Origin of the sequence: Mycobacteroides franklinii, from assembly GCF_002013895.1 — a bacterium.
GTDB lineage: Bacteria > Actinomycetota > Actinomycetes > Mycobacteriales > Mycobacteriaceae > Mycobacterium > Mycobacterium franklinii.
The window spans coordinates 118,805-144,284 of record NZ_MAFQ01000006.1; the positions used below are offsets into that span (position 1 = coordinate 118,805).

Annotated in this window: 25 protein-coding genes; 9 read left to right on the forward strand and 16 right to left on the reverse strand. The window is 64.3% G+C overall.

What is annotated here, in order from left to right; genetic code table 11:
* Positions 1-21 precede the first annotated feature (21 nt).
* Both B4393_RS10410 and B4393_RS10415 read right to left on the reverse strand, forming a co-directional pair.
* Entirely contained in the window at positions 22-1,317 is a 1,296-nt protein-coding gene (locus tag B4393_RS10410) for a serine hydrolase domain-containing protein (RefSeq protein ID WP_078334102.1), read from the reverse strand.
* Positions 1,318-1,482: 165 nt separating this feature from the next.
* On the reverse strand, positions 1,483-2,994 hold the full coding sequence (locus B4393_RS10415; RefSeq protein WP_078334103.1) for a flavin-containing monooxygenase: 1,512 nt from the start codon (positions 2,992-2,994) through the stop codon (positions 1,483-1,485).
* A gap of 74 nt (positions 2,995-3,068) precedes the next feature.
* Between B4393_RS10415 and B4393_RS10420 the strand changes: the two genes are divergently transcribed.
* Genes B4393_RS10420 through B4393_RS10435 form a run of 4 tightly spaced genes read left to right on the forward strand, consistent with a single transcriptional unit; the run spans position 3,069 to position 5,925 of the window.
* Positions 3,069-3,707 carry a TetR/AcrR family transcriptional regulator gene (locus tag B4393_RS10420; protein ID WP_078334104.1) on the forward strand — a complete coding sequence of 213 codons (639 nt, stop codon included), beginning with the start codon at positions 3,069-3,071 and terminating at the stop codon, positions 3,705-3,707.
* Entirely contained in the window at positions 3,694-4,806 is a 1,113-nt protein-coding gene (locus B4393_RS10425) for an alcohol dehydrogenase catalytic domain-containing protein (RefSeq protein ID WP_078282656.1), read from the forward strand. Before B4393_RS10420 ends, B4393_RS10425 begins: the two co-directional genes overlap by 14 nt.
* Positions 4,803-5,255 carry an acyl-CoA thioesterase gene (locus B4393_RS10430; protein WP_078334105.1) on the forward strand — a complete coding sequence of 151 codons (453 nt, stop codon included), beginning with the start codon at positions 4,803-4,805 and terminating at the stop codon, positions 5,253-5,255. The genes B4393_RS10425 and B4393_RS10430 overlap by 4 nt, the downstream gene beginning before the upstream one ends.
* Positions 5,256-5,259: 4 nt before the next feature.
* A complete protein-coding gene (locus tag B4393_RS10435) occupies positions 5,260-5,925 on the forward strand; it encodes an enoyl-CoA hydratase/isomerase family protein (protein WP_078334106.1) in 666 nt (221 codons plus the stop codon).
* Here B4393_RS10435 and B4393_RS10440 read toward each other — a convergent pair.
* The 3 genes from B4393_RS10440 to B4393_RS10450 form a co-directional block, all read right to left on the reverse strand.
* Positions 5,905-6,354 carry a hypothetical protein gene (locus tag B4393_RS10440; protein ID WP_078334107.1) on the reverse strand — a complete coding sequence of 150 codons (450 nt, stop codon included), beginning with the start codon at positions 6,352-6,354 and terminating at the stop codon, positions 5,905-5,907. The two genes, B4393_RS10435 and B4393_RS10440, sit on opposite strands and share 21 nt — an antisense overlap.
* Entirely contained in the window at positions 6,351-6,779 is a 429-nt protein-coding gene (locus B4393_RS10445; RefSeq protein ID WP_078334108.1) for a MarR family winged helix-turn-helix transcriptional regulator, read from the reverse strand. The genes B4393_RS10440 and B4393_RS10445 overlap by 4 nt, the downstream gene beginning before the upstream one ends.
* Before the next feature lie 94 nt (positions 6,780-6,873).
* Complete coding sequence (locus B4393_RS10450; RefSeq protein WP_078334109.1) at positions 6,874-8,688, reverse strand: hypothetical protein; 1,815 nt, start codon at positions 8,686-8,688, stop codon at positions 6,874-6,876.
* A 353-nt stretch (positions 8,689-9,041) separates the two neighbouring features.
* Between B4393_RS10450 and dinB the strand changes: the two genes are divergently transcribed.
* Positions 9,042-10,247 (forward strand): DNA polymerase IV, encoded by a 1,206-nt coding sequence (gene dinB / locus B4393_RS10455; RefSeq protein ID WP_078334420.1) that lies wholly within the window; start codon positions 9,042-9,044, stop codon positions 10,245-10,247.
* A gap of 25 nt (positions 10,248-10,272) precedes the next feature.
* On the opposite strand, the gene B4393_RS10460 is transcribed toward dinB, so the two are convergent.
* Positions 10,273-11,052, reverse strand: a complete 780-nt coding sequence (locus B4393_RS10460) for a VOC family protein (RefSeq protein WP_078334110.1) — start codon at positions 11,050-11,052, stop codon at positions 10,273-10,275.
* Positions 11,053-11,177: 125 nt separating this feature from the next.
* Here B4393_RS10460 and yaaA point away from each other — a divergent pair, with 125 nt between their 5' ends.
* Positions 11,178-11,924 (forward strand): peroxide stress protein YaaA, encoded by a 747-nt coding sequence (yaaA, locus tag B4393_RS10465; protein WP_078334111.1) that lies wholly within the window; start codon positions 11,178-11,180, stop codon positions 11,922-11,924.
* Between the two features lie 4 nt (positions 11,925-11,928).
* On the opposite strand, the gene B4393_RS10470 is transcribed toward yaaA, so the two are convergent.
* The 4 genes from B4393_RS10470 to B4393_RS10485 form a co-directional block, all read right to left on the reverse strand.
* A complete protein-coding gene (locus B4393_RS10470) occupies positions 11,929-13,659 on the reverse strand; it encodes a hypothetical protein (protein ID WP_078334421.1) in 1,731 nt (576 codons plus the stop codon).
* A 94-nt stretch (positions 13,660-13,753) separates the two neighbouring features.
* The gene (locus B4393_RS10475; RefSeq protein WP_078334112.1) at positions 13,754-14,140 is read right to left on the reverse strand and encodes a DUF779 domain-containing protein; all 387 of its coding nucleotides are present in this window, start codon (positions 14,138-14,140) and stop codon (positions 13,754-13,756) included.
* A 28-nt stretch (positions 14,141-14,168) separates the two neighbouring features.
* Positions 14,169-15,689: an aldehyde dehydrogenase gene (gene adh, locus B4393_RS10480; RefSeq protein ID WP_078334113.1), complete on the reverse strand. Its 1,521-nt coding sequence runs from the start codon at positions 15,687-15,689 to the stop codon at positions 14,169-14,171.
* Positions 15,690-15,765: 76 nt separating this feature from the next.
* Positions 15,766-16,164 (reverse strand): PaaI family thioesterase, encoded by a 399-nt coding sequence (locus B4393_RS10485; RefSeq protein WP_078334114.1) that lies wholly within the window; start codon positions 16,162-16,164, stop codon positions 15,766-15,768.
* Positions 16,165-16,307: 143 nt separating this feature from the next.
* Here B4393_RS10485 and B4393_RS10490 point away from each other — a divergent pair, with 143 nt between their 5' ends.
* The gene (locus tag B4393_RS10490) at positions 16,308-18,317 is read left to right on the forward strand and encodes an MDR family MFS transporter (RefSeq protein ID WP_078334115.1); all 2,010 of its coding nucleotides are present in this window, start codon (positions 16,308-16,310) and stop codon (positions 18,315-18,317) included.
* Here B4393_RS10490 and B4393_RS10495 read toward each other — a convergent pair.
* The gene (locus B4393_RS10495) at positions 18,271-18,798 is read right to left on the reverse strand and encodes a TetR/AcrR family transcriptional regulator (protein WP_078334422.1); all 528 of its coding nucleotides are present in this window, start codon (positions 18,796-18,798) and stop codon (positions 18,271-18,273) included. The two genes, B4393_RS10490 and B4393_RS10495, sit on opposite strands and share 47 nt — an antisense overlap.
* Positions 18,799-18,922: 124 nt before the next feature.
* Between B4393_RS10495 and B4393_RS10500 the strand changes: the two genes are divergently transcribed.
* Positions 18,923-19,834, forward strand: a complete 912-nt coding sequence (locus B4393_RS10500) for an LLM class flavin-dependent oxidoreductase (RefSeq protein ID WP_078334116.1) — start codon at positions 18,923-18,925, stop codon at positions 19,832-19,834.
* Positions 19,835-19,851: 17 nt separating this feature from the next.
* On the opposite strand, the gene B4393_RS10505 is transcribed toward B4393_RS10500, so the two are convergent.
* From B4393_RS10505 to B4393_RS10520, 4 genes are all read right to left on the reverse strand, one after another.
* Positions 19,852-20,139 (reverse strand): hypothetical protein, encoded by a 288-nt coding sequence (locus B4393_RS10505; protein WP_070936550.1) that lies wholly within the window; start codon positions 20,137-20,139, stop codon positions 19,852-19,854.
* A gap of 113 nt (positions 20,140-20,252) precedes the next feature.
* A complete protein-coding gene (locus tag B4393_RS10510) occupies positions 20,253-20,696 on the reverse strand; it encodes a type II toxin-antitoxin system Rv0910 family toxin (RefSeq protein WP_078334117.1) in 444 nt (147 codons plus the stop codon).
* Positions 20,697-20,732: 36 nt separating this feature from the next.
* Positions 20,733-21,866, reverse strand: coding sequence for a lipase family protein (locus B4393_RS10515; protein ID WP_078334423.1), 1,134 nt, complete (start codon positions 21,864-21,866; stop codon positions 20,733-20,735).
* A 25-nt stretch (positions 21,867-21,891) separates the two neighbouring features.
* Entirely contained in the window at positions 21,892-22,116 is a 225-nt protein-coding gene (locus tag B4393_RS10520) for an antitoxin (RefSeq protein WP_070936552.1), read from the reverse strand.
* A gap of 54 nt (positions 22,117-22,170) precedes the next feature.
* Between B4393_RS10520 and B4393_RS10525 the strand changes: the two genes are divergently transcribed.
* Complete coding sequence (locus B4393_RS10525; protein WP_078334118.1) at positions 22,171-23,004, forward strand: class I SAM-dependent methyltransferase; 834 nt, start codon at positions 22,171-22,173, stop codon at positions 23,002-23,004.
* 3 nt (positions 23,005-23,007) lie between these two features.
* Here B4393_RS10525 and B4393_RS10530 read toward each other — a convergent pair whose 3' ends face one another.
* A complete protein-coding gene (locus B4393_RS10530; RefSeq protein ID WP_078334119.1) occupies positions 23,008-25,401 on the reverse strand; it encodes a cation-translocating P-type ATPase in 2,394 nt (797 codons plus the stop codon).
* Between the last annotated feature and the right edge of the window lie 79 nt (positions 25,402-25,480).

A 25,480-nucleotide genomic window follows, 5' to 3' on the forward strand; every position in this document is an offset into this window, starting at 1 on the left:
GCAATTACCTGCATAATGCAATCAGTGCGACGCAGCAGCATCCATCAGCTGTTTCAGCATCTGGGGCCGTGGATCAGCGTCGATCGCCACCTCGGTGTTCATCACAATGGCCGCTCCCACGCCACGTACCGTGTCGATCTTGACGTACGAAGCGGTACCCACCTCGCTGCCGGCATGTTGCCACTGCCCATCAGCGTCCCCACGCAGTCTGTGCCAGGCGTACCCCTGAGAAATGAACGGCAGCGGAGCCTCCGACGACGCCATGATTTCTGGAGAGACCTGGTCCGCCAATGCCGCCGACGCCTGAACGCGCGGAAGCACCTCTACACCGTCCAGCACGCCGCCGCCCAGCCACAGGCGGGCCCATCGCGCCAAGTCAAGCGAGTTGGATCGCAGACCGCCATCGGGCGTAAGACAGCTTGCGTACGGCGAGTATTCGGCATGACCCGTGTAGTCATCGGCGATTCCCGCAGGTATCAGGTTGCGGTAGTCGAGCCACATGCCCTTCTTCACGCCATTCTCAAACCAGGCATGTGGATACGCCCGCCGCCCGTCCGGGATGCGGTCACGGTCGAAATCAGAATTGACCATTCCTGCCGGCCGTAAAACATGCTCGCGGCAGTAATCGGCGAAGGGCTGGCCCGTCACCGCATGTACGAGAAAACCTGCCACATCAAATCCGATGTCGGAGTACATATGCACCTGTCCGGGCTTCGATTTCGTGAAGTTCTCTTCACGGTTGTACGTCCACCCACGCGGTGCCGGCGTGAGAAAGTCATGGAGCCATCGACCTAGCTCACCCGAATCTGGAGCGGGGCCAGTGCGCGGAGCGTATCCATACGGACCCAATTCCGGACCGGTGGTCAGCGGCGTCAGGTGAGCCAGCAAGTGCCGGATGGTAATCGGGATATCCGGGTAATACGGGCTGCGCACACTCCTCGGGCCGTAGGCTTTGCTCTCCGCCAGAACATCATTCACATCAGTATCGAGGCCGATGCGCCCCGCCGCCACCAACTGCAGCACGGCCGTCGCCGTAATCGTCTTACTTACCGACCCGATGTTGATGGTGCTCAGTGCCGTCATCGGTTGCCCTGCTCTCGCCACTCCCCACCCATCGGCATACACCGTGCGCTCACGAGTGACTGCCGAAACACTGCACCCCAGAACATGTTTCGACTCGGTCAGTCTCATCAGGTCATTTTTGAGGCCCGCCGGCAACGACGGCGTCTGATCACCCTCACCGGACTCACGCACATCGCCCGAGGACGAGCAGGCGACCATACTGCCGGCGGCCACCGCCAACGCTGCAGCGGACACGCCAGCAATAATCTGACGCCTGTTCGGCTGCGTCACAGAACTCTCCAATCACTACAGCGCGCACGATCTCGAGTCGGCGATGTGAGATCCGCGAGATCCCTGAAAGCCTTGTCCACCAATGAAAAATGGCCGGGTGCTGAGTGCACCCGGCCATTCTCCAGATATTTATCTGCCTACTGCAACGGGCGCTTCGTGCGAAGACGTCACCGGGCCGGGTATCGCCGACCCTGCCGCTCCGCGGCTGAAACGCACGCCCTTGTCGGCGACCTTCCCGTACTTGAGCACGGGCAGCTCACGGAAGTAGTTCTGGTACGAGCGCCATGGAGCCAGCGGCACCTGGTGCGGCACCGCACTCTCCGCGCGGGTGACATACCCGGAGACCAAGTCCTCCAAGAACGGCAGTCGCTCGCTGGTCGGGGGCTCGACCGGCCACACGACCGTCTGGCCCTCTTTGTCCATGTACTTGAGCAGGCGGCAGGCGTACTGCGACACCAGATCAGCACGCAGGGTCCATGAGGCGTTGGTGTACCCGAAGGTGAAGATGAAGTTCGGCAGACCGGTCAGCATCAAACCCTTGTAGCTCACCGAATCCGCGGGGTTCACCTGCACACCGTCCACCACAGGCTTGAGCCCACCGGCCAGCTGAACATTCAAACCCGTTGCGGTCACGATGATATCGGCCTCGAGTTCCTCACCCGACTCCAGCAGGATGCCCTTGGGCGTGAACCGCGCGATGCGGTCGGTGGCTATGGAGGCAGTGCCCTTGCGTAGGGCGCGGAACAGATCCGAATCCGGCACGACGCACAACCGCTGATCCCACGGGTTGTACTTCGGGGTGAAGTGCTTGTCCAGGTCGAAATCGGGCAGCTGACGCTTCAACAGCGCACGCAGAATCCCCTTCATCCGCTCCGGGTCGCGGCGGCTGGTCTGGTAGCTGATGAAGCTGACCATCTGGTTCTTCCACTTCACGATCGGGTACGCGATCGATGCGGGCAGCTTGCCCTGCAGCGCCACGGCAAGCGCGTCGGTAGAGGGCAGCGACACCACGTAGGTGGGAGAACGCTGCAGCATGGTGACGTGCCCCGCGGTTCCGGCCATCGCGGGAACCAGCGTCATGGCTGTCGCCCCACTGCCGATCACAACGACCTTCTTGCCGGCGTAGTCCAGGTCCTCGGGCCAATGCTGTGGATGGATCACCTGGCCGGTGAAGTCCTCGACACCCTCGAACTCCGGCGTAAAGCCTTTGTCGTAGTTGTAGTAGCCGGTGCACGCGAGGAAGAACCGCGTGGTGAACTCGACGATCTCGCCCTCATGCTCTGCCCGAACCGTCCAGAGCCCCTGCTCGGAAGACCACTCGGCGCCGACGACCTTGTGACCGAACCGGATCTTCTTGTCCACGCCGAACTCGCGGGCGGTGTCGGTGACGTACTCGCGAATGGAGGTTCCGTCGGCGATGCCCTTGGTGCTCGTCCACGGACGGAAGTTGAAGCCCAGGGTGAACATGTCAGAGTCGGAACGGATGCCCGGGTAACGGAACAGATCCCAGGTACCGCCGATACGCTCGCGCGCCTCCAGCACCACGACGTCCTTGCCCGGCAGGTCGCGGGCAACATGGCAGGCCATGCCGATCCCCGAGATTCCGGCGCCCACGATGACAATGTCGACATGTTCGGTCATGAGAGCTAGGCTATCGACGCAGTGTCGAGAAAGTCAACAGTATGTCGATAACTTTATAGAATGCGCAGGTAGACGTGACAAAACCGGCAACGAGAGGCCGCAAAACCACGCGTCCCTCCGGGGACGAGCGGATACAGGCCATCCTGACCAACACCGAGGAACTGCTCGGGCAACGCCCACTGACGGATATCTCCGTCGATGATCTGGCGCGTGGAGCCGGCATCTCGCGTCCCACGTTCTACTTCTATTTCTCCTCCAAAGAGGCCGTACTGCTGACGTTGGCCGAGCGGATCATCGAAGAGGCCGACGCCAACGTCGCCGGCATCAACCCGGCCGCCATGACAAGCCCGGCCGAGTACTGGCGTGCCGTGATCAAGGCCTACTTTGACGCCTTCGGCTCCCACCGGGCCCTCACCGTCGCGTTGTCCAGCATGCAAGGAACAAGCCCTGAGCTGGATCAACGCTGGTCCGAGGTGACAGAGAACTGGGTCTCCAACACGACACTGGGCATCGAGGCCGAACGCACCCGCGGCGCCGCGCCGACGACGATTGCCGCGCGCGATATCGCCATCGCACTCAACCTCATCAACCAGGCGATGATGCGAGCCACCTTCACCGGGCAGCAGCCCGCGGTCGACGACGACAAGGTGGTCGATACGCTGCTCCACGTCTGGCTCAATGCGATTTACGGAGGGGTCTGTGCGAATTCGTAGTGCGGTGCTGCACGCAGCACCGATCGAAAGGCCGTACCGAGACACTCAGCCGCTGAAAGTCGTTGAACTGGAACTCGACCCGCCGGGCCCCGGCGAGGTACTGGTCCGGATCGAGGCCGCGGGGCTGTGTCACTCGGATCTGTCGGTGGTCGATGGGAACCGGATTCGCCCGGTGCCCATGGCACTCGGCCACGAGGCGGCCGGTGTCATCGCCGCAGTGGGCCCCGGTGTTCGCGACGTCTCCCCCGGCGATCACGTGGTGCTGGTCTATGTGCCGAGCTGCGGTGCCTGCCGATACTGCTCCTCGGGTCGGCCCGCGCTGTGCCCGGACGCCGCGGCGGCGAACGGTCTCGGCGACCTGATCCGCGGCGGCACCCGCCTGCACGATCTGGACGGCACCGAGGTACGTCACCACCTGGGCGTCTCAGGTTTCGCCGATCATGCTGTGGTGGACCGTAATTCGGTGGTCGTCATCGACAAAAACGTTCCCCTGGACACGGCGGCCCTCTTTGGCTGCGCCATGCTGACCGGTTTCGGAGCGGTCACCCACACCGCCTCCGTGCGCCCGGGCGACTCGGTCGCGGTCTTCGGATTGGGTGGCGTCGGGCTGGCCGTCGTGATGTCGGCGGCCGCCGCCGGCGCGGGTGAGGTACTGGCCATCGACCCGGTGCCCGCCAAACGCGAACTGGCCCTTGAACTCGGCGCCACCAGCGCCTGCGCACCCGACGAGGCCCCCGGCGGTCACGACTGGGTGTTCGAAGTGGTCGGCTCGGCCGCCGTACTGGAGCAGGCGTACGCGCTCACCGGCCGCGGCGGCGGCACCGTCTCGGTGGGCCTGCCACACCCCGACGCACGAATCACCCTGCCCGCATTGAATATTGTCGCCGAGGGCCGCAGCATCCTGGGCTCGTACATGGGATCGGCACAGCCGCAGCAGGACATCCCGGCCATGCTGGCTTTGTGGCGGGCGGGCCGGCTGCCGGTGGAAAAGCTCAAGTCTGATGACCTGCCGCTGGGCGATATCAACATCGCGCTCGATGCGCTCGCCGACGGCCACGCCGTGCGCCAGATTCTGCGGCCGGGCACGGTGACGGCGTGACCAAACCCGAACAGCCGGCCATCCCCACCAAGGCCGACTTCCCGGTACACCGTCGGCATCAAACCCGTTGGGCCGATAACGATGTCTATGGGCACGTCAACAACGTCGTCTACTACGCCTGGTTCGATACCGCCGTCAACGGCTGGCTGATGGAGGCCGCCGGATGCGATATTCGCGATCTGCCCGCCATCGGCGTCGTGGCCGAAACCTCGTGCAAGTACTTGGCAGAGGTGTCCTTTCCCGATGAGCTGTCCATTGGCCTGGCCCTGAAGCACCGCGGCCGCAGCAGCGTCATCTACACACTCGCGGTATTCAAGGTCGTCGACGGCGTTGTCGAGGAGACCCCCCGCGCTCTGGGCCGATTCGTCCATGTCTACGTGGACTCCGATGCCCGCACACCTGTCCCCATCCCCGAGCAAGTAGCGACAGCTCTCGAACAGTTGAGGTAACAACATGTCTGCAGTTCTCACACGCGACGGCGCCATCGCCACTCTTACGCTCGGTACCGACGAGAACCGGTTCACCCTGCCCTTCATCGACGAGGTCAACGCACGGATCGATGAGGTGCTGGCCGACGAAGAACCCACCGCTCTCATCGTGACCGGTAGCGGAAAGTTCTTCTCCAACGGGCTGGACGTCGAATATCTGGGTGCCAACCCCGACAAGCTCGGCTGGTACATCACCGAGGTTCAGAAGATCTTCGTGCGGCTGCTCACGCTGCCGGTGCCCACCGTGGCCGCCGTCAATGGACACGCCTACGGCGCCGGGGCCATGGTCGCCCTCAGCTGCGACTATCGGGTGATGCGTGCCGACCGCGGGTTCTTCTGCCTACCCGAGGTGAACGTCGGGCTGCCCTTCACGCCGGGCATGGCCGCTTTGTGTCAGGGCCGGATGACCCCGCAGGCCGCGTCGGCCACCATGCCGAGCGGTCAGCGCTACGGCGGTGACGACTGCGTCCGACTGCTGATCGTCGAGGCAGCCGTGCCCGAGACCGAGGTGCTCGGTACCGCAAAGGGATTCGTCGAGCCGCTGGTAGGTAAGAACCGCGACACACTGGGCACCATCAAGAACGGCATGTACAGCTCGATCGTGCCGCTGCTACTTGCCGGATTGGGATGAGCCTCGTGGGCGAGTACCCCCGAACTGGGGTCGCGACAACAGCGCCACGATGGCCAGCGCGACGGCGATAGCCGACGCCGAGATCGCGACCCAGAAGCCGTACCCGGTCACGATCGGTGGCTTGATGTTGGTGCGGTAGTACAGCAGTTCCAGCCCCATCAGCGCGAGCGCCGACACACCGGCGGCGACGGGTGCGATGCGGTGCAGGATGTGCTGCCCCACCATGCATCCGGCCACCACCAACAGTGCGGAAACCAGCAAGATCATCTGTCCCGCACCGAATCCCGACGGAAGAACCACCGATCCGGTGGCACCGCCGATCGCGTTGGCCCTACCCCCACCGCTGGCCGAGGTTCGCAGCCACGGAAGCCAGACGCTGAACGCCATCACCAAGCCGGTGAACGCGATCAGCCATCCGACCCGTCTCATGGCAGTTGACTCGGAACACACTTGGCCAGCATGGCCTTCAACGCGCGCCGCTCGTCGGCCGTCAATTTCTCCATGACCTCGTTCTCGCCCGCGGTGACCGCCTCTGCCGCCTTATCCAGCTGGGCGCTACCGCGCCGGGTCAGACGGGCGGGCAGCGACCGGCCGTGGTCCGCATTCTCCGGACGGCTGATGAGGCCCTCTTCCTCCAGCCGGTGCAGCACCGCGTTCATCGCCTGCCGGGTAACCATCGCTTGCCTGGCCAGTTCGGAGTTGGACATGCCGGGGTAGGTACGCAAGATCTGCATGCAGATGTACTCGGGCAGGCTGAGGCCGCTCGGCTCCAAGCGGGCCGCGACCTTGCCCCGAAGTGATGTCGCGGTACGGGTCAGCAAGTACCCCAAGCTCGCGGTGCCGTCGATTTCCATGTCAATGATGTTGACTTATGTCAGTGCCGCTTACAAGCAGGTCCCCGCGCCGTGTCGGGCGCGGGGACCTTTGTGCTTGCTACCGGGGACTAATTCACGATGCCTTGTGCGAGTCGCTGTGCGACGAACCACTCGAGGAACCGCCCGAAGAACCGCTGGAGGAACCGCTGGAGGAACCGCTGGATGAGCCGTTCGACGCACCGGAGTGCGAGTCGCTCGACGACGAGCTCGATCCGGACTCCGGCTTGGCGTTGGACGGTGCGGCGCTTTCGGGCTTCTTCGCAGTTGAAGACTCATTTTCAGACTTCTTCGGCGTGGCAGCCTTGGCGTCAGCCTTCTCGCTCTTGTCCGCCTTCGCCGAGTCATCGGCCTTCGGCGTGACCCCACCGCTGACCTCTCCGATCTTGGTGACCGGAGTGGGCAGCTTGACCTTCGGCAGGTTCACCTTCGGCTCTGCGGGCTTGGCAGCATCCGCCGGCTTCGCGGCGTCTGCGGGCTTGGCCGCGTCAGCGGGAGTCGCAGCCTTCGCGGGCTCGGCCGGGGTCGCGGCTTCGGCCGGAGTCGCCGGCTTGGCAGCTTCTGCCGGGGTCGCGGACTTGGCCGGATCGGCCGGAGTCGCCACCTTGACTGGATCGGCCGAGGTTGCGGGCTTGGCGGGATCCGCCGGAGCCGTCACCTTGACTGGCTCTGCCGGAGTGGCCGCCTCGACAGGCTTGGCGGGTTCTGCCGGAGTCGCCACCTTGACCTGCTCCGCGGGGGTCGCAGTTTTCGCCGCGTCCTCGACGGTGCCGGTCTTTGCGGCGTCCTTGGTGACCTCAGTCTTCGCGGCGTCGGCCTGAAGCGTCACAGCGTTGGCGGTCAGCTTCGACGTTGGCGAGATCAACGATGCCGACGGCGTAACCAGGGACGAGAGACCCGGAATGGTCGGGATGGTCGGCGCTGTCTGCGATGTGATGCCCTGCAGATACGACAGCACCGCGGCCGGCACACCGGGCAGCTGACCGATAGCCGTCACGAAGTTGTTAATGGCCGCCTGGTTCGCGGCAGAGTTCAACTGACCTGTCGCGTACCAGAAGGGAACGTTGAACGGCAGCGTCAACGCCCCACCCAACACCGTGAAAACCGGCTGAATCGCCGTGAACAAACTCGGCGGCGTAGCGGCTGCGGCCGCAGGAGTGGCCAACGCGGCCGTCTTCACCGTCGGCGTAGTGGCCGCTGCGGACGTCAACCCCGGAATCGACGGGATCGTCGGCAACGTCTGCGATGTGATGCCCTGCAGATACGACAGCACCGCGGCCGGCACACCGGGCAGCTGACCGATAGCCGTCACGAAGTTGTTAATGGCCGCCTGGTTCGCGGCAGCGTTCAACTGCCCCGTGACAAACCAGAACGGAATGTTGAACGGCAGCGTCAACGCCCCACCCAACACCGTGAAAACCGGCTGAATCGCCGTGAACAAACTCGGCGCCGGCGTCGCCGCGGCAGGAGTGGCCAACGCGGCCGTCTTCACCGTCGGCGTAGTGGCCGCTGCGGACGTCAACCCCGGAATCGACGGGATCGTCGGCAGCGTCTGCGACGGAATACCCGCCAGGTAGGACAGCACCGCGGCCGGCACACCGGGCAGCTGACCGATAGCCGTCACGAAGTTGTTGATGGCCGTCTGGTTCGCGGCGGCGTTCAACTGGCCCGTGATGAACCAGAACGGAATGTTGAACGGCAGCGTCAACGCCCCACCCAACACCGTGAAAACCGGCTGAATCGCCGTGAACAGACTCGGCGCCGGCGTAGCGGCGGCGGCCAACGGCGTTGCCGCCGGGCCTGCCACGCCCGGCAACGTGGCCAGCGAGCCAACGCTGGCCGGAGCCAGCGTGCCGTCGTTCGACGTCAGGACATAGGCCTGGGTCGACACGGTCTTGTGTTGCTCCGGACTGGCGATCGGAGCTTGGATCGTAGGAACAGAAGCCGTCGCGGCTATGCAGACACTGCAAACCGTCGCGGCAACCGTGGCACGAAGACGAACGCGCACGTGAACCACCCCTTCTGGGCAAAGAATGTGGACAGGCTGGAAGGAACCTGGAGAACTCGGAATAAACGTAGGGCACACTGCACCATGCCGCCGACCACGGATTCGATAGTTTTCCTAGCCGTAAATCAAATATCGCCCAGGGTCCACCAAGGATTGCCCTGCGATTCTTCGAATCAACTGGGGGTTGGGTAAATCAACCCGATATGACTGTCGGACCCCGGTGCGAGCATCTGTTCATGACCGGGAGAGCCAGCATCCTGCACGCGGATCTGGACTCGTTCTACGCCTCCGTCGAGCAACGCGACGAACCGGCGCTGCGCGGCCGCCCGGTGATCGTTGGAGGCGGCGTCGTACTGGCCGCCAGCTACGAAGCTAAGCATCTCGGGGTGCGTACCGCCATGGGGGGTAGGCAGGCACTGCGGCTATGCCCACACGCCGTCGTGGTGCCGCCGCGTTTCGACGCCTACAGCGCCGCGAGCAAGTCGGTGTTCGAGGTCTTCCGGGACACCACACCCCTGGTCGAACCGTTGTCCATCGACGAAGCATTCCTGGACGTCTCCGGTCTGCAACGAATTTCGGGAACTCCGCGCGATATCGCGGCGACATTGCGCATCGAGGTACGGCGACGCACCGGGTTGCCGATCACCGTCGGCGTCGCCCGCACCAAATTCCTGGCCAAGGTCGCAAGCCGCCAGGGCAAGCCCGACGGACTGCTGGTGGTGGAGCCACACGAGGAGCTGTCGTTCCTGCGCCCACTGCCGGTGCAGGCGCTGTGGGGTGTCGGCACCGTTACGGCCGAGAAACTCCGGGTGTACGGAATCCGTACCGTCGCAGATGTCGCTGATCTTGGCGAGTCCACCCTGGCGTCGATGGTGGGCCGCGCCATGGGCCACCAATTACATTGCCTTGCACATAATGTGGATCCACGCCGGGTTCAGGGGGGACGGCGACGGCGCTCCATCGGCGCCCAGTGCGCTCTCGGCCGTCACCGCCGCACCCCCGGTGAGATCGACGTCATCGCAACACAACTCATCGAACGTATCGCCCGCCGCATGCGTGACACGGGCCGTAGCTGCCGAACAGTGGTTCTCCGGCTACGGTTTCACGACTACACCCGCGCGACACGCTCGCATACCGTGTCTCGGCCCACAACGTCCACCGAACGTCTCCTGGCGGTGGCCCGCCAGCTTGTCGAGGAGGCCGCTCCGCTCATCGACGAACAGGGCATCACCCTCATCGGGTTCTCCGTCTCCAATTTTGACCCTTGCGGCGCAGCGCAATTAGAGCTGCCGTTTGCGGATTCGGAACAGCATGCGCTGGTACTCGACAGCACACTGGACGAGCTACGCGACAGGTTCGGTACCCGATCGGTTACCCGCGCCACCCTCTTGCACGGGGGCGGGCACGAGGAGTGGGGCATCCCGACCTTCGAGGATCTGTAACGAAGACGGGATGCCCCAGCCGGAATCAGGAGACAGAGCACAGCCAGAAAGTGCCGCCGGTGGTGTCTTGCACCAGCGCCATCCGGCCATATGGGGTGTCCTGCGCAGGGGTCAGCACCACACCGCCAAGCTCGGTGACCTTGGCGACGCTGGCATCGGTGTCGTTGGTGCCGAAGTACACGGCCCAATGCGCGGGCACACCCTCGGGGAGCGCCCACTGACCGACCGTCGCGTCGTTGACACCCGCGATGGGCTCACCGTCGTGCTGAGCGCACGCATACCGAAAATTGGCGGAATCGCCTTCTACCTTGGTGTTCCACCCCAGCACCTTGGTGTAGAAGTCGACGGCCTTGTCGTATTCACGGGTGTTCAGTTCATGCCACACCGGTGCACCAGCCTCCCCGACACGTTGGAAACCCTTGTGGGCCAACGGTTGCCATAGCCCTACTACGGCGCCCGAGGGATCTCCGAAGAGTCCCATGTATCCGAGCTGCGGAACTTCCATGGGGGGTAGACAGTTGGTGCCGGCGTTGTCCACAGCCTTTTGCAGGGTGACGTTGATGTCGGCGGTGGCGAAGTAGGTCGTCCATGCGTCGGGGGCATTCCATTCGGGGTTGTTGGCGATCATTCCCGCGACGGCCTTACCGTCCTTATGCGCGTTGACATATCCGCCGTACTCGGGGCCGGCCTCCTGCAGGGTCCAGCCGAACAGCGCGCCATAGAACGCCTTCGACTTCTCAAGGTCCGATGAGGCGAGGTCGATCCACGCCGGAGCTCCGAGTGGGGTTTCTTCACGAGTGGGCATGAGGTCTCCTTGAAACTGGAAGGTGCATTCATAGGTACCGACCGCCGACGACGTGAAAACTCATCGCGCGCGGTTTGGCCACCTCTCCGCGACCAGCGGGAAGCCAGTTCGCTACGGTCTCTGGCGTGATCGTGCTGCTGCCACCCTCGGAGACCAAACACGAAGGCGGGAATGGCGCACCCCTGCGCCTGGACGAGCTGGCCACGCCGTCGCTGAACCCGGTACGCGAAGCACTTGTCGACGAGCTCATCGCCCTCGCCGCCGACCCCGGCGCGTGCAGGAAGGCGCTGGGCATCTCGGCATCCCAGGACGCCGAGATCCAGCGCAACGCCGAACTGCGTGTCTCCCCCACCATGCCTGCCTTGCAGCGGTACACGGGTGTGCTGTACGACGCCCTGGATGTGACATCGCTGCGCGGCGCCTCCGCGACCCGTGCGCGCGAGCGCCTCGCCGTGGGCTCCGCGCTGTTCGGGCTGTTGCGCGCCGACGACCCGGTTCCCGCCTATCGACTGTCGGCGTCATCCAAGCTGCCCGGAAAGCCGACATTGGCCGCGCGCTGGAGGCCGGTCCTGGAACCTGCGCTCGCTGAGCTGGCGGCCGACGAACTGGTGGTCGACCTGCGATCGGGTTCCTATGCCGGATTGGGGCGGTTACCCCACGCGGTCACCGTGGACTGCCTCACCGAGCATCCCGGTGGTCGTCGCACAGTAATCACCCATTTCAACAAGGCTCACAAGGGAAAACTGGCACGTATTCTCGCCGGAAGCCGGGCCGAACCCAACGATGCCGCGGCGGTGGCCACTGTCGCCCGTCGCGCGGGACTTCATATCGAGCGCGACGACGACACCCTGACCATCATCGTCAGTCCTTAGAGCCTCAGTCCTTAGAGCCGGAGTGCGACTTTCCTTCGGAGGTGTGTGACTTCCCTTCGGAGGAATGCGAACTCCCCTCCGATGAGGATGCGCCCTTGTCGGTCGACGACTTCTCTGTCGATGGCTTGTCCGCCGGCTTGTCGGTCTTGGTGCCCGCGGAGGACTTCAGTCCTTCATGCACCTTGGTGTCCGTGGATGTCGCGGGGGCCTTGCTGTCCGTCTCGGCTCCCTTGGACCCTTCGGTCTTCTTGGCGCCTCCGGTAGTACCGGTCTCACCGGGCGTCGACTTCAGGCTGTCGCGGGTGACCTTCACCGGCCCCGCGGATTCCGGCTTAGCCGGTTGCGGTTTCGTCTCCGGTTTGGCATCGGCGAGTTTCCCAGGCTCGGGTTTTGTGGCCTCGACGGCCTTCGCCGGATCTACCTTGGGCTCGGCGACCTTGGTCGGATCAACCTTGGGCTCGACAGCCTTCGCCGGATCTACCTTCGGTTCCACAACTTTCGTCGGATCCGCCTTCGGCGCTTCGGCGGGCACCTCGGCGGGCTTGGTCTCATGCTCGGTCTTGGGTGTCTCGGCAGTCTTATCCGAGGGCGTATCGGAGGTCTTATCGGACGCCTTGTCCGTCGTCTTGCGCTCGTGCTCGTTGCGCTCGATCTTCGAGCTCTTCGCATCCGCTTCGGGCTTGACGGCCGCAGACTTCTCGGATGCGGAATCCACCTTGGTGGCAGCCTTATCGGCCTGCTGTGAGGCGGAGTCCTCCGGCGTTGTCTTGGTGTCGGGCGCGGGTACCGACGGCTTCGGCACCTGTCCCAGCAGACTCGACAAGTCATTGAGCGCCGCGACGATCACCGACGGCACACCCTCGGCCTTACCGATGATCGCTTGCACCGGCACCGTGATCGGCAGGGCGAGCACGTGCAGTACCGCAAATGCCAACTGCGCGAAGTAGGACGGAGTGCCAAACGCTGGCCGCGGCCCCGGGAAGTTGGTCGGCAGGGGATCCGGCTCGGGAGTGGTCGGCGGGTCGGTCTCCGTTGCCGCCAACTTCTGCAGCGGCGAAGAAACCTCCGCGGAAGCCGCCGCAGCCTTCTCCTGCAGCTGCGATGCCGCGGGTTGCTGCGGCGACAGGCCTGGTATCTGCCCCAACAGGCCTGACAGATCATTGATGGCCGCGGCAATCACCGTCGGCACGCCCTCGGCGCTGCCGAGGAAGAACTGCACAGGCACCGTGATCGGCAATGCCACAACGTGGAACACCGCAAAGGCCAACTGCGCGAAGTAGGACGGAGTGCCAAATGTCGGACGTGGCCCCGGGAAATTGGTAGGTGGCGCCGGATCGTCGGCAGCAGGCGGACTTGTGGGCTGGTCTACCGGAGGATCGACGGGCTGGTCTACCGGAGGATCGGCAGCAGCGGCGACAGGGTTGCTCTCCGGAGCCACGCCGGCCCACGTGAGATTTGGTGTCGCGAGGAGCTTGGCGACGGTGCCAATGAGGTCACTGCTGGTCACTACCCCACCAGCCGCCGAATTCGATTGTGGTGCAGCATCATTCTGCGGCGTGGCCGCAGACAGCAGATCAGAGAACGCCGTGAGAGAGACCGCGCGGTTCGTCACGGAACGTGTTGTGGCCGTGGGTGTTACGGGAAGGACCGGCCGAGCGGATCGCAGGTCCACGCCTGCGCCTACGCAAAGACTGCACACCGCGGCAACCGCGGTAGCTCGAATACCGACGTGCATCAACAACACTCCCCACGGCCAACCAGACCGACTCCGACAAGAGCAAACTACTACCTCCCCTGCCCGGGCTCAACACGAAAGCCGCACGGCGGGCTCAGCCGTCGGCGCCGGTCCGCACCGGCCGATCTGCCAGCGCCAGCACCTCGTCATCGGTGAACAACCGCGACCGGATCAGAAACCGCACTCCCTCGGGCGCCTCCAGCGAAAAGCCGGACCCACGACCAGGCACCACATCTATGGTGAGATGTGTATGTGACCAGTACTCGAACTGGTCGGCGCTCATCCAGAACGGAGTGTCCCCGCTAACTTCGCCAAGCAGCACATCGGCTGCGCCCACCCGGAACTCCCCGCGCGGGTAACACATTGGCGCGCTGCCGTCACAGCAGCCGCCGGACTGGTGGAACATCACAGGACCGTGTTTACCCACCAGCGAAGCCAACAGCTCCGCGGCCGCCGGGGTCAGTTCCACGCGATTGATCAGGGTCTGGCCTTGTTAGAGCGAAGCCGCATCAGAAGAACCCCGCGGCATTGGGCGAGTAACTCACCAAGAGGTTCTTGGTCTGTTGGTAGTGATCGAGCATCATCTTGTGGTTTTCACGCCCGATGCCGGACTTCTTGTAGCCGCCGAACGCCGCGTGCGCCGGGTACTGGTGGTAGCAGTTGGTCCATACCCGCCCCGCCTTGATACCGCGACCAAGCCGATAGGCGTTGGTCATATCGCGCGACCACACCCCGGCACCAAGGCCGTACAGGGTGTCGTTGGCGATCTTCAACGCCTCGTCCAATGAGTCGAACTTCGCCACGGACAACACCGGCCCGAAGATCTCCTCCTGGAAGATCCGCATGTTGTTGGCGCCCGCGAACACCGTCGGCTGAATGTAGGCACCATTGGGATACTCGGCGACCTTCCGGGCGTCTCCGCCGGTGAGCACCTGCGCACCCTCTTGCCGACCAATATCGATGTAGGACAGGATCTTTTCGTATTGGTCGTTGCTCGCCTGCGCACCGATCATGGTGTCCTCGTCGAGCGGGTCGCCGCCCACGATGGCCTCCACCCGCGCGATCGCACGGGCGACGAACTCGTCGTAGATGGACGAGTGCACCAGCGCACGCGAGGGACAGGTGCACACCTCGCCCTGATTGAGTGCGAACATGGTGAAACCCTCAAGCGCCTTGTCCAGAAAGGCGTCGTCGGCGGCCATCACGTCGGGCATGAAGATGTTGGGGCTCTTACCGCCGAGTTCCAAGGTGACGGGAATGATGTTCTCGGTCGCGTACTGCATGATGAGGCGTCCGGTGGTGGTCTCACCGGTGAACGCGATCTTGGCGATCCGCGGGCTGGAGGCCAACGGCTTACCCGCCTCCACACCAAAACCATTGACCACATTGATGATTCCCGGCGGGAGCAGATCGGCGATCAGTTCCATCAGCACCAGGATCGAGGCGGGTGTCTGCTCGGCGGGCTTGAGCACCACACAGTTGCCCGCCGCCAGCGCCGGCGCCAGCTTCCAGACGGCCATCAGCAGCGGAAAGTTCCACGGGATGATCTGTCCCACAACGCCGAGCGGCTCGTGGAAGTGGTAGGCGACGGTGTCGTGGTCGATTTCGGAGATCGATCCTTCCTGGGCGCGGAGCACCCCGGCGAAATAACGGAAATGATCGATTGCCAGCGGGATATCCGCATTGAGGCTTTCCCGGATCGGCTTACCGTTATCCCAGGTTTCGGCGACCGCGAGCCGCTCGATGTTCTGCTCGATCCGGTCGGCAATCCTCAGCAGGGTGTTCGACCGTTCGGCCGGTGAGGTGTTGCCCCATGCCTCGGCCGCGGCGTGTGCGGCATCCAGGGCCTTCTCGATGTCCGGAGCCGTACCGCGAGCGACCTGCGTGAACACCTTGCCGTCGATCGGTGAGGTGTTGTCGAAGTACTGCCCCTCCGCTGGGGCCACCCATTCCCCGCCGATGAAGTTCTCGTACCGGGGCGCGAAAGTGACTGCACTGCCCTCAGTTCCGGGTGCCGCGTGCTTCGTCATTACCTGCTCCTGTCGATCATCGATGTGAGCTCTGTGACGTACGTTACACCCAGGTCAGAAGCGGGAACACCGACCATCAGCCCCGCGGCCAAAGCACCAGTTGGGTGCACCGGAACAGCGCCACAGTGCGCCCGTCATCGGACGTCACCGTCGCATCCCACAGCTGCGTGGAACGTCCGCGATGGACCGCGACCGCGGTTCCGGTGAGCGTGCCGTCGCGCGCGGCGCCCAGGAAGTTCGTCTTCAGCTCGACGGTGGTGAATCCGGTCGCCCCCTCCGGCAAGGAAGCCAAGCACCCGTAGCCGCACAACGTGTCCGCGAGCCCCACGACGGCGGCGGCATGCACGAACCCGTTCGGGGCGAAGTGCTCTGGACGGATCGGGAGCTGAGCGGTCACCGTGCCGTCCGCATACGACACGGACTTGATCCCCAGAAATCCGGGAAATTGGTCCGTGGGAAGGCGTTCGCTCGTCATCGGGCTCCTGTCCGTTCGTGTGCCGGCAACGTGAGTTCATGATGCGCGAATCCATATACCTTTAGCATGGGTAAGTCATGCCAGCCGAAAGCCACAAGCAGTCACCTGAGCCCACGACAGTCGATCAGGAAGCTGCGAGTTCCATGATCAGCCTCCAGCGCCGCAATCTCGTCTTTGTCGCCGTGGTGCTGGGAATGTTGCTCGCCGCACTGGACAGCACCATTGTCGCCACCGCCCTACCGACCGTCGTCGCCGACCTCGGAGATGCCGGACACCAGTCATGGGTGGTCACCAGCTACCTACTGGCCTCCACGGTGGCCACCGCGGTGATGGGCAAGTTCGGTGACCTCTTCGGACGGCGAACCATCTTCATGACCTGCATCGTCATCTTCGCTGCCGGATCGCTGCTCTGCGGCATGGCCGGATCGATGGCGATGTTGGTCGGTGCGCGCGCGATCCAGGGCCTCGGTTCCGGCGGGCTCATGGTGACGGCGACGGCCCTCATCGGCGAGATCATCCCCATGCGCGAACGCGGCCGCTATCAGGGCATGCTGGGTGCGGTCTTCGGAGTGACCACCGTGATCGGCCCGCTGCTGGGCGGACTGTTCACCGACCATCTGGGCTGGCGCTGGGCCTTCTACATCAATCTGCCCATCTCGGTGGTGGTGATCGCGGTGGCTGCTGGAGCCATCCCGGCACTGGCCAAAGCCGCACGCCCCGTCATCGACTACTGGGGCATCGTCCTCATCGGGTTGGGGGCCTCGGCACTCACGCTGGCGACCAGCTGGGGCGGCACCACCTATCCGTGGTCCTCACCGATGATCATCGGACTGTTCGTCGGCTCGATCGCCGCCATCGTCCTGTTCGTCTGGGTGGAATCCCGAGCGTCCGAACCGATTCTGCCGCCGCGACTGTTCCGCGACCCGGTCTTCACCATCTGCTGCGTGCTGAGCTTCGTCGTCGGCTTCGCCATGCTCGGGGTGATGACCTATCTGCCGACGTTCATGCAGTTCGTCAACGGCGTCTCGGCCACCGTGTCGGGCATGCGCACGCTGCCCATGGTGGCGGGCATGCTCATCACGTCCACCGCTACCGGCACCCTGGTGGGGCGCACGGGCAAGTACAAGCGCTACCCGGTGGCCGGCACCGCCACCATGGCCATCGCGCTGGTCTTGCTATCCAGGATGGACGCCTCGACGCCATTCATCCTGCAGTCGCTGTACCTGCTCATCCTGGGCGTGGGCATCGGCGCCTCGATGCAGGTGCTCACGCTCATCGTGCAGAACACGGCCCGGTTCGACGATCTGGGAGTCGCAACATCCGGGGTGACGTTCTTCCGCACCATCGGCAGCTCCTTCGGTGCGGCCATATTCGGCTCGTTGTTCTCGAACTTCCTGGCGCGCGAACTGAGCCCGGTGAACGCCTCGCCCGAGGCCACTCAATCGCCGCAGGCGCTGCACGCACTGCCTCATGAGGCGGCACTGCCCGTCATCCACGCCTATGCCGATTCATTGGACATGGTATTCCTTTGTGCCGCACCGGTTGCCGTCATCGGGTTCGTGCTCGCGCTGTTCCTCAAGGAAGTCCCCCTCCGCGGGACGGACTCATCACTGGCCACCGACCTCGGCGAGGGTTTCGGCATGCCCAACAACATCTCCCCGGACAAGCTGTTGGAAATCGCGATCAGCAACGCCATGCGCGGATTCCCGCACGTGGGCCTGCACAAGCTGCGTGAGCAGGCAGGTGTCGCCATGCCCATCGCCCCGCTGTGGGCCCTGGTGCAAGCCAACCGTTTTCTACGAGCTACGGGTTCAGCCGAGGTGTCCCGAATCGCACAGTGGTACCGCATACCGGCAGAGGTCATCGACCCCGCCTTCAACCAACTCGTCGAAAACGGTCACGCGTTGCGCACCGACGACCACATCTGGCTCACCGACACGGGCCGAGAGGAAGTCGACAAGATCAGCGAAGCAATCAACCAGTATTTGATCGAAAGACTTTCCCGTACACCAGATTTCGAAGACCGCGCAGATCGGGAACAGATTCAGGCAGCGCTGGAACGTATTTCGCGGCGGATTGTCACCGACACCGACTGGCGCGAGAACCCTATTGCTGCGCTGCCCGCGGCTCCAGGGGCAGTAGCAGCGCGGTGATCAGCGCCTCGACCCCCGGGCGCGGATTGAAGTCTGACGCCGGGTTGGCGAGCTGCTGGTAGATGATGCCGGTGAGGTAGTCCTGGAAAATCTCCGCATGTAGCTCGGGAGTTTTCGGGTTCACCTTGCGCATCAGCTGCAGTGTGCGGGGAATCTGCGCATCCCTGCCCCGCTGCAACGGCTCCCGCAATTCGGGATGGCTCCAGCCTTCCATCAGAAGTGCCATGTACGCCCGCACCCGGGTGCTCATCACCCCGACAGCACCGTTGGCGTAGGCGGCGCCAATACCGACAAGGTCGGAGATAGTGGTCGGATTGACCTCGGTGACAAGTGCCCGCCAAAAGGCCCGGCGGAGCTTCTCGATCTCGACAATGACACCCAGCAGCAGAGCATCACGCGTACGGAAATGGTTCGAGGTCGTCCCGCTCGGTACATTAGCGGCCGCATCTACCGAGCGATAGGTGAGACCGCCAACACCCATGGTGCCCGCCACTTCAATGGCGGCAGCGACTACCTCTGCCCGCCTACCCCTTGGTTGCTCCTCCACCACTGCGAGGGTAGTACGCCATAACGGCGATATGTGCGCTGACCCTAGGATCGGAGTCATGCGCTTCTCGATATGGGCACAAACCAACCAGTCCTGGGCAGATCTGCTCGATATCGCCCAATACGCCGACAACGGGACCTGGCGCGCCTTCTACGCCGCCGACCACTTCATGTCGCATGACGACACTGCCGAGCAGCGCACCGATTTCCACGAGGCCACCGCGATCTTCGCAGCGCTCGCCGCGGCTACCTCACGAATCCGGCTGGCCCCCTTGGTGCTGTCGATGACCTTCCGGCATCCAGCGGTGCTTGCCAACTGGGCAGCCACCGTCGACCACGTGAGTCAGGGTCGCTTCACGCTCGGGCTGGGCGCAGGCTGGCAGGAGAACGAGCACCGGCGCTACGGGCTCGAACTCGGCAAGCCCGGACCGCGAGTCGATCGATTTGCCGAAGGGCTGCAGGTGATTACCGGGCTACTCAACGAACAAGTCAGCACAGTGGACGGCGAGCACTACCAGCTGACAGAGGGCATTTGCGAACCCAAGCCGCTGCAGCAGCCGCTGCCCATCCTGATCGGCGCGACTCAGCCGCGGATGCTCGGCCTGACCGCCCGGTATGCCCAGGAATGGAATCAGTGGTCCGCGCCCGGCACCTTCCACGAAGTCGCCGCCCGTCTGGACGCCGCCGCGGAGAAAGTCGGCCGCGATCCGGCGACCATTTGGCGTTCCACCCAGGCCCGCATCATCGTCACCGATGGCCCGCAGTCCGAGGCCCGCGCCGCGGAAACTGCTGCAGCATCACCGATTCCGGTGTTGTACGGCACCGCGGAACGTATCGCGGAGCAGATCGCACCATGGGCGCAGGACGGCGTCGATGAAGTGATCCTGCCGGACCACCTACTCGGCAGCGGATCAGCCCGCCGCGACGCCTATGACGCCCTGGCTCAGGCACTCACGCCGCTCGCGGACTGATTCGTGCTCTGAGCGGCTCAGTTACCCCAGCCGCGCTGGCCGTCCCAGCCGCCGCAGACGCCGTTGTAGCAGCCGTGACCCCAGCCACCCTGGCCTGGATTCCATCCGCCGCACACGCCGTTGTAGCAACCGCCGCCGCCACCCGCGTCACCGCCGCCCGAGCCGCCGGGATCGGCAAGAACGACCTGGTTGGACGTGGTTGTCGGCACCCCGGTGGTCATCACGGTGGCAGGCGAGGCAGCGATAATAGCCGCGCCAGCACCGGCAGCGAACACCGTTCCGATGATCTTCCGTGTGATTGACATATATCCATATTGCTCCTTATTCGGGAGCCTGCCAACCACCGACACGAACTCGATACTCAGCCAATCACAAACCGTCGCTTACATTTTCGCAGGTAGACCGCGAAAAACGACGGCTAGGACACAGAAGCAAAAACTTGAACGAATTTCGACAGTGAGGCATCGATATCGCTGCGCAGTGCGGCGGCCACCACCGCGCCGATCGGACCGAACATCGCGGGTCCGCCCAGGTGCAGACTGAAGTCCACGACCGAACCAGCCCCCTTGGGGGTGATCGTCACCCTGAGCTTGACCTTGACACCGCCCCTGCCCTGCCCATCCAAGAAGAGGCCGGTCGGCGGGTCGTACTTCTGCAACGTCCATTTGACCCGGTTGTACATGCCCTTCACGCACACGATCGAGTCGATCACCGTGCCCTTTTCCAGGGTCTCGGGCAACGCGCTGCGCCATGCCGTGTGAACGCTCAGCCATTCATCGAAACGCCGCAGATCCGAGGCGTGCTTCCATGCCTCCTCGGGAGAGAGGGGCACATCGATGGAGGAATTCAGTTTGGCTGCCACGTGCGCAGACGATACCGGAGCGAAACGAACGGACAGCTAGCAGTTACTGGGCGCCGGGAGCCCGGCAAACCGGTCGGCAATCCATTGCACCCCGAGCCGCTCCCCCTCGGGGTCCACGTGCCCCTTACCCGGCGACACCACCTCCTGAACCGTGTCGCCCAACGCGCAGGCCCGTCGCACCGCCGCATGGATCCACCGTGCGTCGATGAGCCTGTCGGCTCCACCCGCGTACACGAACATCGGTCCGGAGGCCGGGCCCAGTGGCAGCGCGATCCGCCTCAACGCGGCCGCGAAAATGATGGCGTCTTCCGGGGCGGTGCCATGAAAATCCTTGGCGCGCAACCTACCTATCGCCGCGGCTCGCGCGGGATCCAGCCCGTTGTGACATCCCAGCAGTAGCGCCTTGTCGTGCGGATTGTCCTGGAAGGAACCGTGCAGAAAATTCTCCGGTTTCAGCTCCGGGACGGTGACCGACAACCCCGTCAGCAGGGTGGGCATCATCGAGAGCTGGCTCCAGTCATATCGACCATCGCCGACATGAGTCGCCATATCAGTCAGATCGGCAGCCGGCGACAGATTGGCCGCCCCGACGAACTCCAGTTCGGAGGCGTAATCACCCGCGAGCTCGGCAGCGGCCCAGGTTGCCTGACCACCCTGGGAGGCGCCGATGGCCGCCCACTTCGTAGAGGCCCCGGGAATCAGCGATACCGCGGCACGCGCCGCGTCGATGACGTTGAACCCCTCCGACCTCGGTTCCAGATATGGATGTGGGCCCGGAACACCCAGCCCCTCATAGTCCGTGATGGCCACCACCCAGCCGCGCTTGGTGAGGTTGCGCACCAACCAGATGTAGCCCCGCAGATCAGGCGCGCGGGAAACCGCACATGCGTCGTCCAGGCCCGTGGTGCCGTGACCCACCGAGACGATGGGCCAACCCGTCTGCGGTGGTTCACCTTTCGGCGAGAACACGACACCGGTCACCTCGGTGGGCGTGCCGGTGGCACCCGAGGTCGACATGTAGCGGATGAGATGACCATCGGCGATGGCATCAAGATCCGGGGCCAGCGACAGCGGCGCATCGGATAGCACTTCACCCGGCGGTGGCGAAGGAGGCTGCGGTGCAACACCTTCCGCCTCAACCTGCGCACAGCCCGCCGTGACCAACACCAGCGCCGCCAGCAGCGGCGCCAGTCGGTTACTGAGCGTCGCCGTCCTTAGGGGATTCGGAGCCTTCGGCCGGGTTGATCTTGTCGACCGCGCCCTTGGCGGCGTCCTGAACCTTGTCGACCACTGCGGAGTACTTACCGCCGGTCTTGGAGTCGATCGCGTCGCCGACCTTGTCAACGGCCTGGTTGACCTTGTCTTTGTTGCCCGCCAACAGGCTCTTGAGCTTGTCGATGAGGCCCTTGAAATCAGCCATGAGCTTGTTCTCCTTCGTGTGGGACGGCGCAACTGTAGTACGAGATGGCGGCGTATGTTGGATCGAGTGACGGACCCAGTGAAAATCACGCTGACCGGCGCCCCGGAGACGATGCTGGCCACCTTGTACGGCCGGGCGCAGGACGCCAAATCCCCCAATTCGGTTCTTCATGACCACTACGCAGCCATGGCCGTTGCCCGCATCGACTACGACTTCTCCAAAACCAAGATCAAAGGCACCCAGGCGATCGGTGTGGCATTACGTGCCCGCCAACTCGACGACTGGACCTCGGATTTTCTCGCTGCTCACCGCGAGGCGACGGTGCTGCACCTGGCCTGCGGACTGGACACCCGCGTCTTCCGGATCAACCCACCCGACACGGTGCGCTGGGTCGACGTCGACTACCCCGATGTGATCGCTCTGCGGCACGCGCTGCTCCCCGATCGCGGTGGCGATTATCGGATGATCGCCAGCTCGGTCACCGACGACGCATGGCTGGAAACCATCCCGGCCGATCGTCCCACGCTGGCGGTGTTCGAGGGCTTGACGATGTACCTGACCGAGGCCGAGGGGCGATCTCTGATCCGGCGCATCACCGGTCGGTTCCCCAGCGGGCAATTGGCCTTCGACTGCTACGGCAGCATCGGGATCAAGCTGCAGAAGCTGGTGCCGGCCGTACGCAACGCGGGGGCCACCTTGCATTGGGGTATCGACGACCCCGGCCAGATCGAGGCCCTACACCCCGGCCTGCGCTGCATCAACGACCTGCGCAGTACCGATGTGGCAGGCGAGGAACACCTGCCACTGTCAGGCCGCATCCAGATGAGGGTCATCTCCCACATCCCCGCCCTGCGCGACATCGGCAGGATCATGCGGTTCAGCTTCTAGAAATCAGTCGTCTCCGGTGGCCCAGAAGTGGCGGGGCTGACCAGACCACTTGCCCTGCAGCCACCACAACGCCTCGATCACCGCGGCCGCCGCGATACCGATGCCCAGTGCGGGACCGGTGACCGCCAGATTGCTCGGGTCGAGCATGAAGGCCTTCCGTGCCAGCGGAATCGCGAAGATCACCGCATAGCCCAGGCCCGAGAGCGCCACCAACACCACCCGCCACCACTGGTAAGGACGGGCCACCACCGCAAGCACCCACACCGCCGCCACCAGCTCGGTGAGCAGCGCTGCGGTGGAGGCCTGCGTGCTATTGCCGGTGACGTGCAGGATGTGGCGCGCCAACAGGTACGACAGGAAGGTCGCGATGCCCACCGTCAGACCCGACGGGATCGCGGACAGCATCACGCGGCGCACGAATCCTGTCTGTGCACGTTCGTTGTTCGGCGCCAACGACAGGATGAACGCCGGGATGCCGATGGTGAACCACGCCGCGATGGTGACGTGGATCGGCTGGAACGGGAACGGCACCGCACCGTAGTGGAAGATCTTCGAGCCCAGCCCTGCGAGCCCCACCGTCAGCGCCAGCAGTACCGAGTACACCGTCTTGGTGAGAAACAGGTTGGAGACCCGCTCGATGTTTCCGATGACGCGCCGCCCCTCGGCGACAACGTAGGGCAGTGTGGCGAACTTGTTGTCCAACAACACAATCTGAGCCACTGCCCGCGAGGCCGAGCTGCCCGCACCCATCGCGACACCGATATCGGCGTCCTTGAGCGCCAGCACATCGTTGACGCCGTCACCGGTCATCGCGACGGTGTGGCCATGCGATTGCAGAGCCTTGACCATCGCCCGCTTTTGGTCGGGACGCACCCGGCCAAAGGTGGTCGCATCGGCCAAAGTGTCGGCCAGCTTGTCGGTATCGGTGGGCAGGGTGCGCGCGTCCACGGCGGCGCCGGAGAGCCCCAGTGTCTGGGCCACCGCACTCACCGACACCGCGTTGTCACCCGAGATCACCTTGATCGAGACATGCTGGGAAGCAAAGTAATCCAGCGTCTCGCGAGCATCGGGGCGAATCTTCTGCTCCAGCACCACCAATGCGCGCGGCGTCACGGCTCCGGGCGCGTGGGCCTCGTCAACCGGTAGCTCCGCCGCGGCCAGCAGCAGTACCCGCAGACCCCGGGACCCGATCTCCTCGGCGGTGGTGGCGATGGGGTCGGCAGGGTCCAGAAGCACATCGGGCGCTCCGATCACCCAGTTACCGTGTTCCCCGTACGAGGCGCCGCTCCACTTCTTGGCCGACGAAAATGGGGCGATCGCAGTCGTTTTCCAGCCCGGCGGGGTGTCATATGCCTCCGCGATGGCGGCGATGCTCGCATTGGGCCGCGGGTCATCGGCCGCGAGCTGAGCCAGCACCGCCAGTGCGTCCTCGTCATCACCGCCGCCGGCGATGCGCACATCCGAGAGCCGCATCCCGTTCTCGGTGAGGGTCCCGGTCTTGTCCGCGCACACCGTGTCGACCCGGGCCAGCCCCTCGATCGCGGGCAGCTCCTGCACCAGGCATTGGCGCCGTCCGAGCCGAATCACACCGACCGCAAAGGCGATTGACGTCATCAGCACCAAGCCCTCGGGCACCATCGGGACCAGGGCGCCCACCATGCGCAGCACCGACTCCTGCCAGCTGTCGTCGGTGGTGAACAGCTGGGTGTAGATGATCAGCGCTCCCGCGGGCAGCAGCAGGTACGTGATGAATTGCAGGATCCTGTTGATGCCGTTGCGCAGCTCCGAGTGCACCAGGGTGAACTTGGAGGCCTCCTCGGCGAGCTTGGCCGCATAGGCCTCCCGCCCCACCTTGGTGGCGCGGTACGCACCACTTCCGGATACCACGAAACTGCCCGAAAGCACCTGGGAACCAACGGTCTTGTCGATGGCGTCGGCCTCACCGGTAAGCAGCGACTCATCGATCTCGAGGGCGGCCTCCTCGATGACCTCGCCGTCCACGACAATCTGGTCGCCCGGCCCGAGCTCGATGATGTCGTCGAGGACCACATCGTTGGGGGCCAGTGCCGTCGCCACACCATCGCGCCGCACCAGGGGCCGGGTCTGACCGACAATCGCGAGCTTGTCGAGTGTCTGTTTGGCGCGGAGCTCCTGGATGATGCCGACGGCGCTGTTGGCGACGATCAACAGACCAAATGCGCCGTTGATGATCGAGCCGGTCGACAGCACGATGATGAGCAGCACCCCAAGAATCGCGTTGATTCGGGTGAACACGTTGGCCCGCACGATGTCCGACACGCTGCGTGCCGCGCGGGACGGGACGTCATTGGTCTTCCCCTGCGCTACGCGCTCAGCGACCTCGGCGGCTGTCAGGCCCTCGGACGTCACTTCCTCCATCGTTGCCACCCCTGCACAGTAGCGACCGGTGACCGCCGGCCATGGCCACCGAGTGGCAACTCCGCACAATTATTTGACC

What these genes read in the sequence shown, in the direction of transcription:
- B4393_RS10415 (WP_078334103.1), bottom strand. Translation starts at nt 2,994, where the DNA reads ATGACCGAACATGTCGACATTGTCATCGTGGGCGCCGGAATCTCGGGG.
- B4393_RS10435 (WP_078334106.1), top strand. Translation starts at nt 5,260, where the DNA reads ATGTCTGCAGTTCTCACACGCGACGGCGCCATCGCCACTCTTACGCTC.
- B4393_RS10440 (WP_078334107.1), bottom strand. Translation starts at nt 6,354, where the DNA reads ATGAGACGGGTCGGATGGCTGATCGCGTTCACCGGCTTGGTGATGGCG.
- B4393_RS10445 (WP_078334108.1), bottom strand. Translation starts at nt 6,779, where the DNA reads ATGGAAATCGACGGCACCGCGAGCTTGGGGTACTTGCTGACCCGTACC.
- dinB (WP_078334420.1), top strand. Translation starts at nt 9,042, where the DNA reads ATGACCGGGAGAGCCAGCATCCTGCACGCGGATCTGGACTCGTTCTAC.
- B4393_RS10460 (WP_078334110.1), bottom strand. Translation starts at nt 11,052, where the DNA reads ATGCCCACTCGTGAAGAAACCCCACTCGGAGCTCCGGCGTGGATCGAC.
- B4393_RS10470 (WP_078334421.1), bottom strand. Translation starts at nt 13,659, where the DNA reads ATGCACGTCGGTATTCGAGCTACCGCGGTTGCCGCGGTGTGCAGTCTT.
- adh (WP_078334113.1), bottom strand. Translation starts at nt 15,689, where the DNA reads ATGACGAAGCACGCGGCACCCGGAACTGAGGGCAGTGCAGTCACTTTC.
- B4393_RS10485 (WP_078334114.1), bottom strand. Translation starts at nt 16,164, where the DNA reads ATGACGAGCGAACGCCTTCCCACGGACCAATTTCCCGGATTTCTGGGG.
- B4393_RS10490 (WP_078334115.1), top strand. Translation starts at nt 16,308, where the DNA reads ATGATCAGCCTCCAGCGCCGCAATCTCGTCTTTGTCGCCGTGGTGCTG.
- B4393_RS10495 (WP_078334422.1), bottom strand. Translation starts at nt 18,798, where the DNA reads ATGGGTGTTGGCGGTCTCACCTATCGCTCGGTAGATGCGGCCGCTAAT.
- B4393_RS10500 (WP_078334116.1), top strand. Translation starts at nt 18,923, where the DNA reads ATGCGCTTCTCGATATGGGCACAAACCAACCAGTCCTGGGCAGATCTG.
- B4393_RS10505 (WP_070936550.1), bottom strand. Translation starts at nt 20,139, where the DNA reads ATGTCAATCACACGGAAGATCATCGGAACGGTGTTCGCTGCCGGTGCT.
- B4393_RS10520 (WP_070936552.1), bottom strand. Translation starts at nt 22,116, where the DNA reads ATGGCTGATTTCAAGGGCCTCATCGACAAGCTCAAGAGCCTGTTGGCG.
- B4393_RS10525 (WP_078334118.1), top strand. Translation starts at nt 22,171, where the DNA reads ATGTTGGATCGAGTGACGGACCCAGTGAAAATCACGCTGACCGGCGCC.
- B4393_RS10530 (WP_078334119.1), bottom strand. Translation starts at nt 25,401, where the DNA reads ATGGAGGAAGTGACGTCCGAGGGCCTGACAGCCGCCGAGGTCGCTGAG.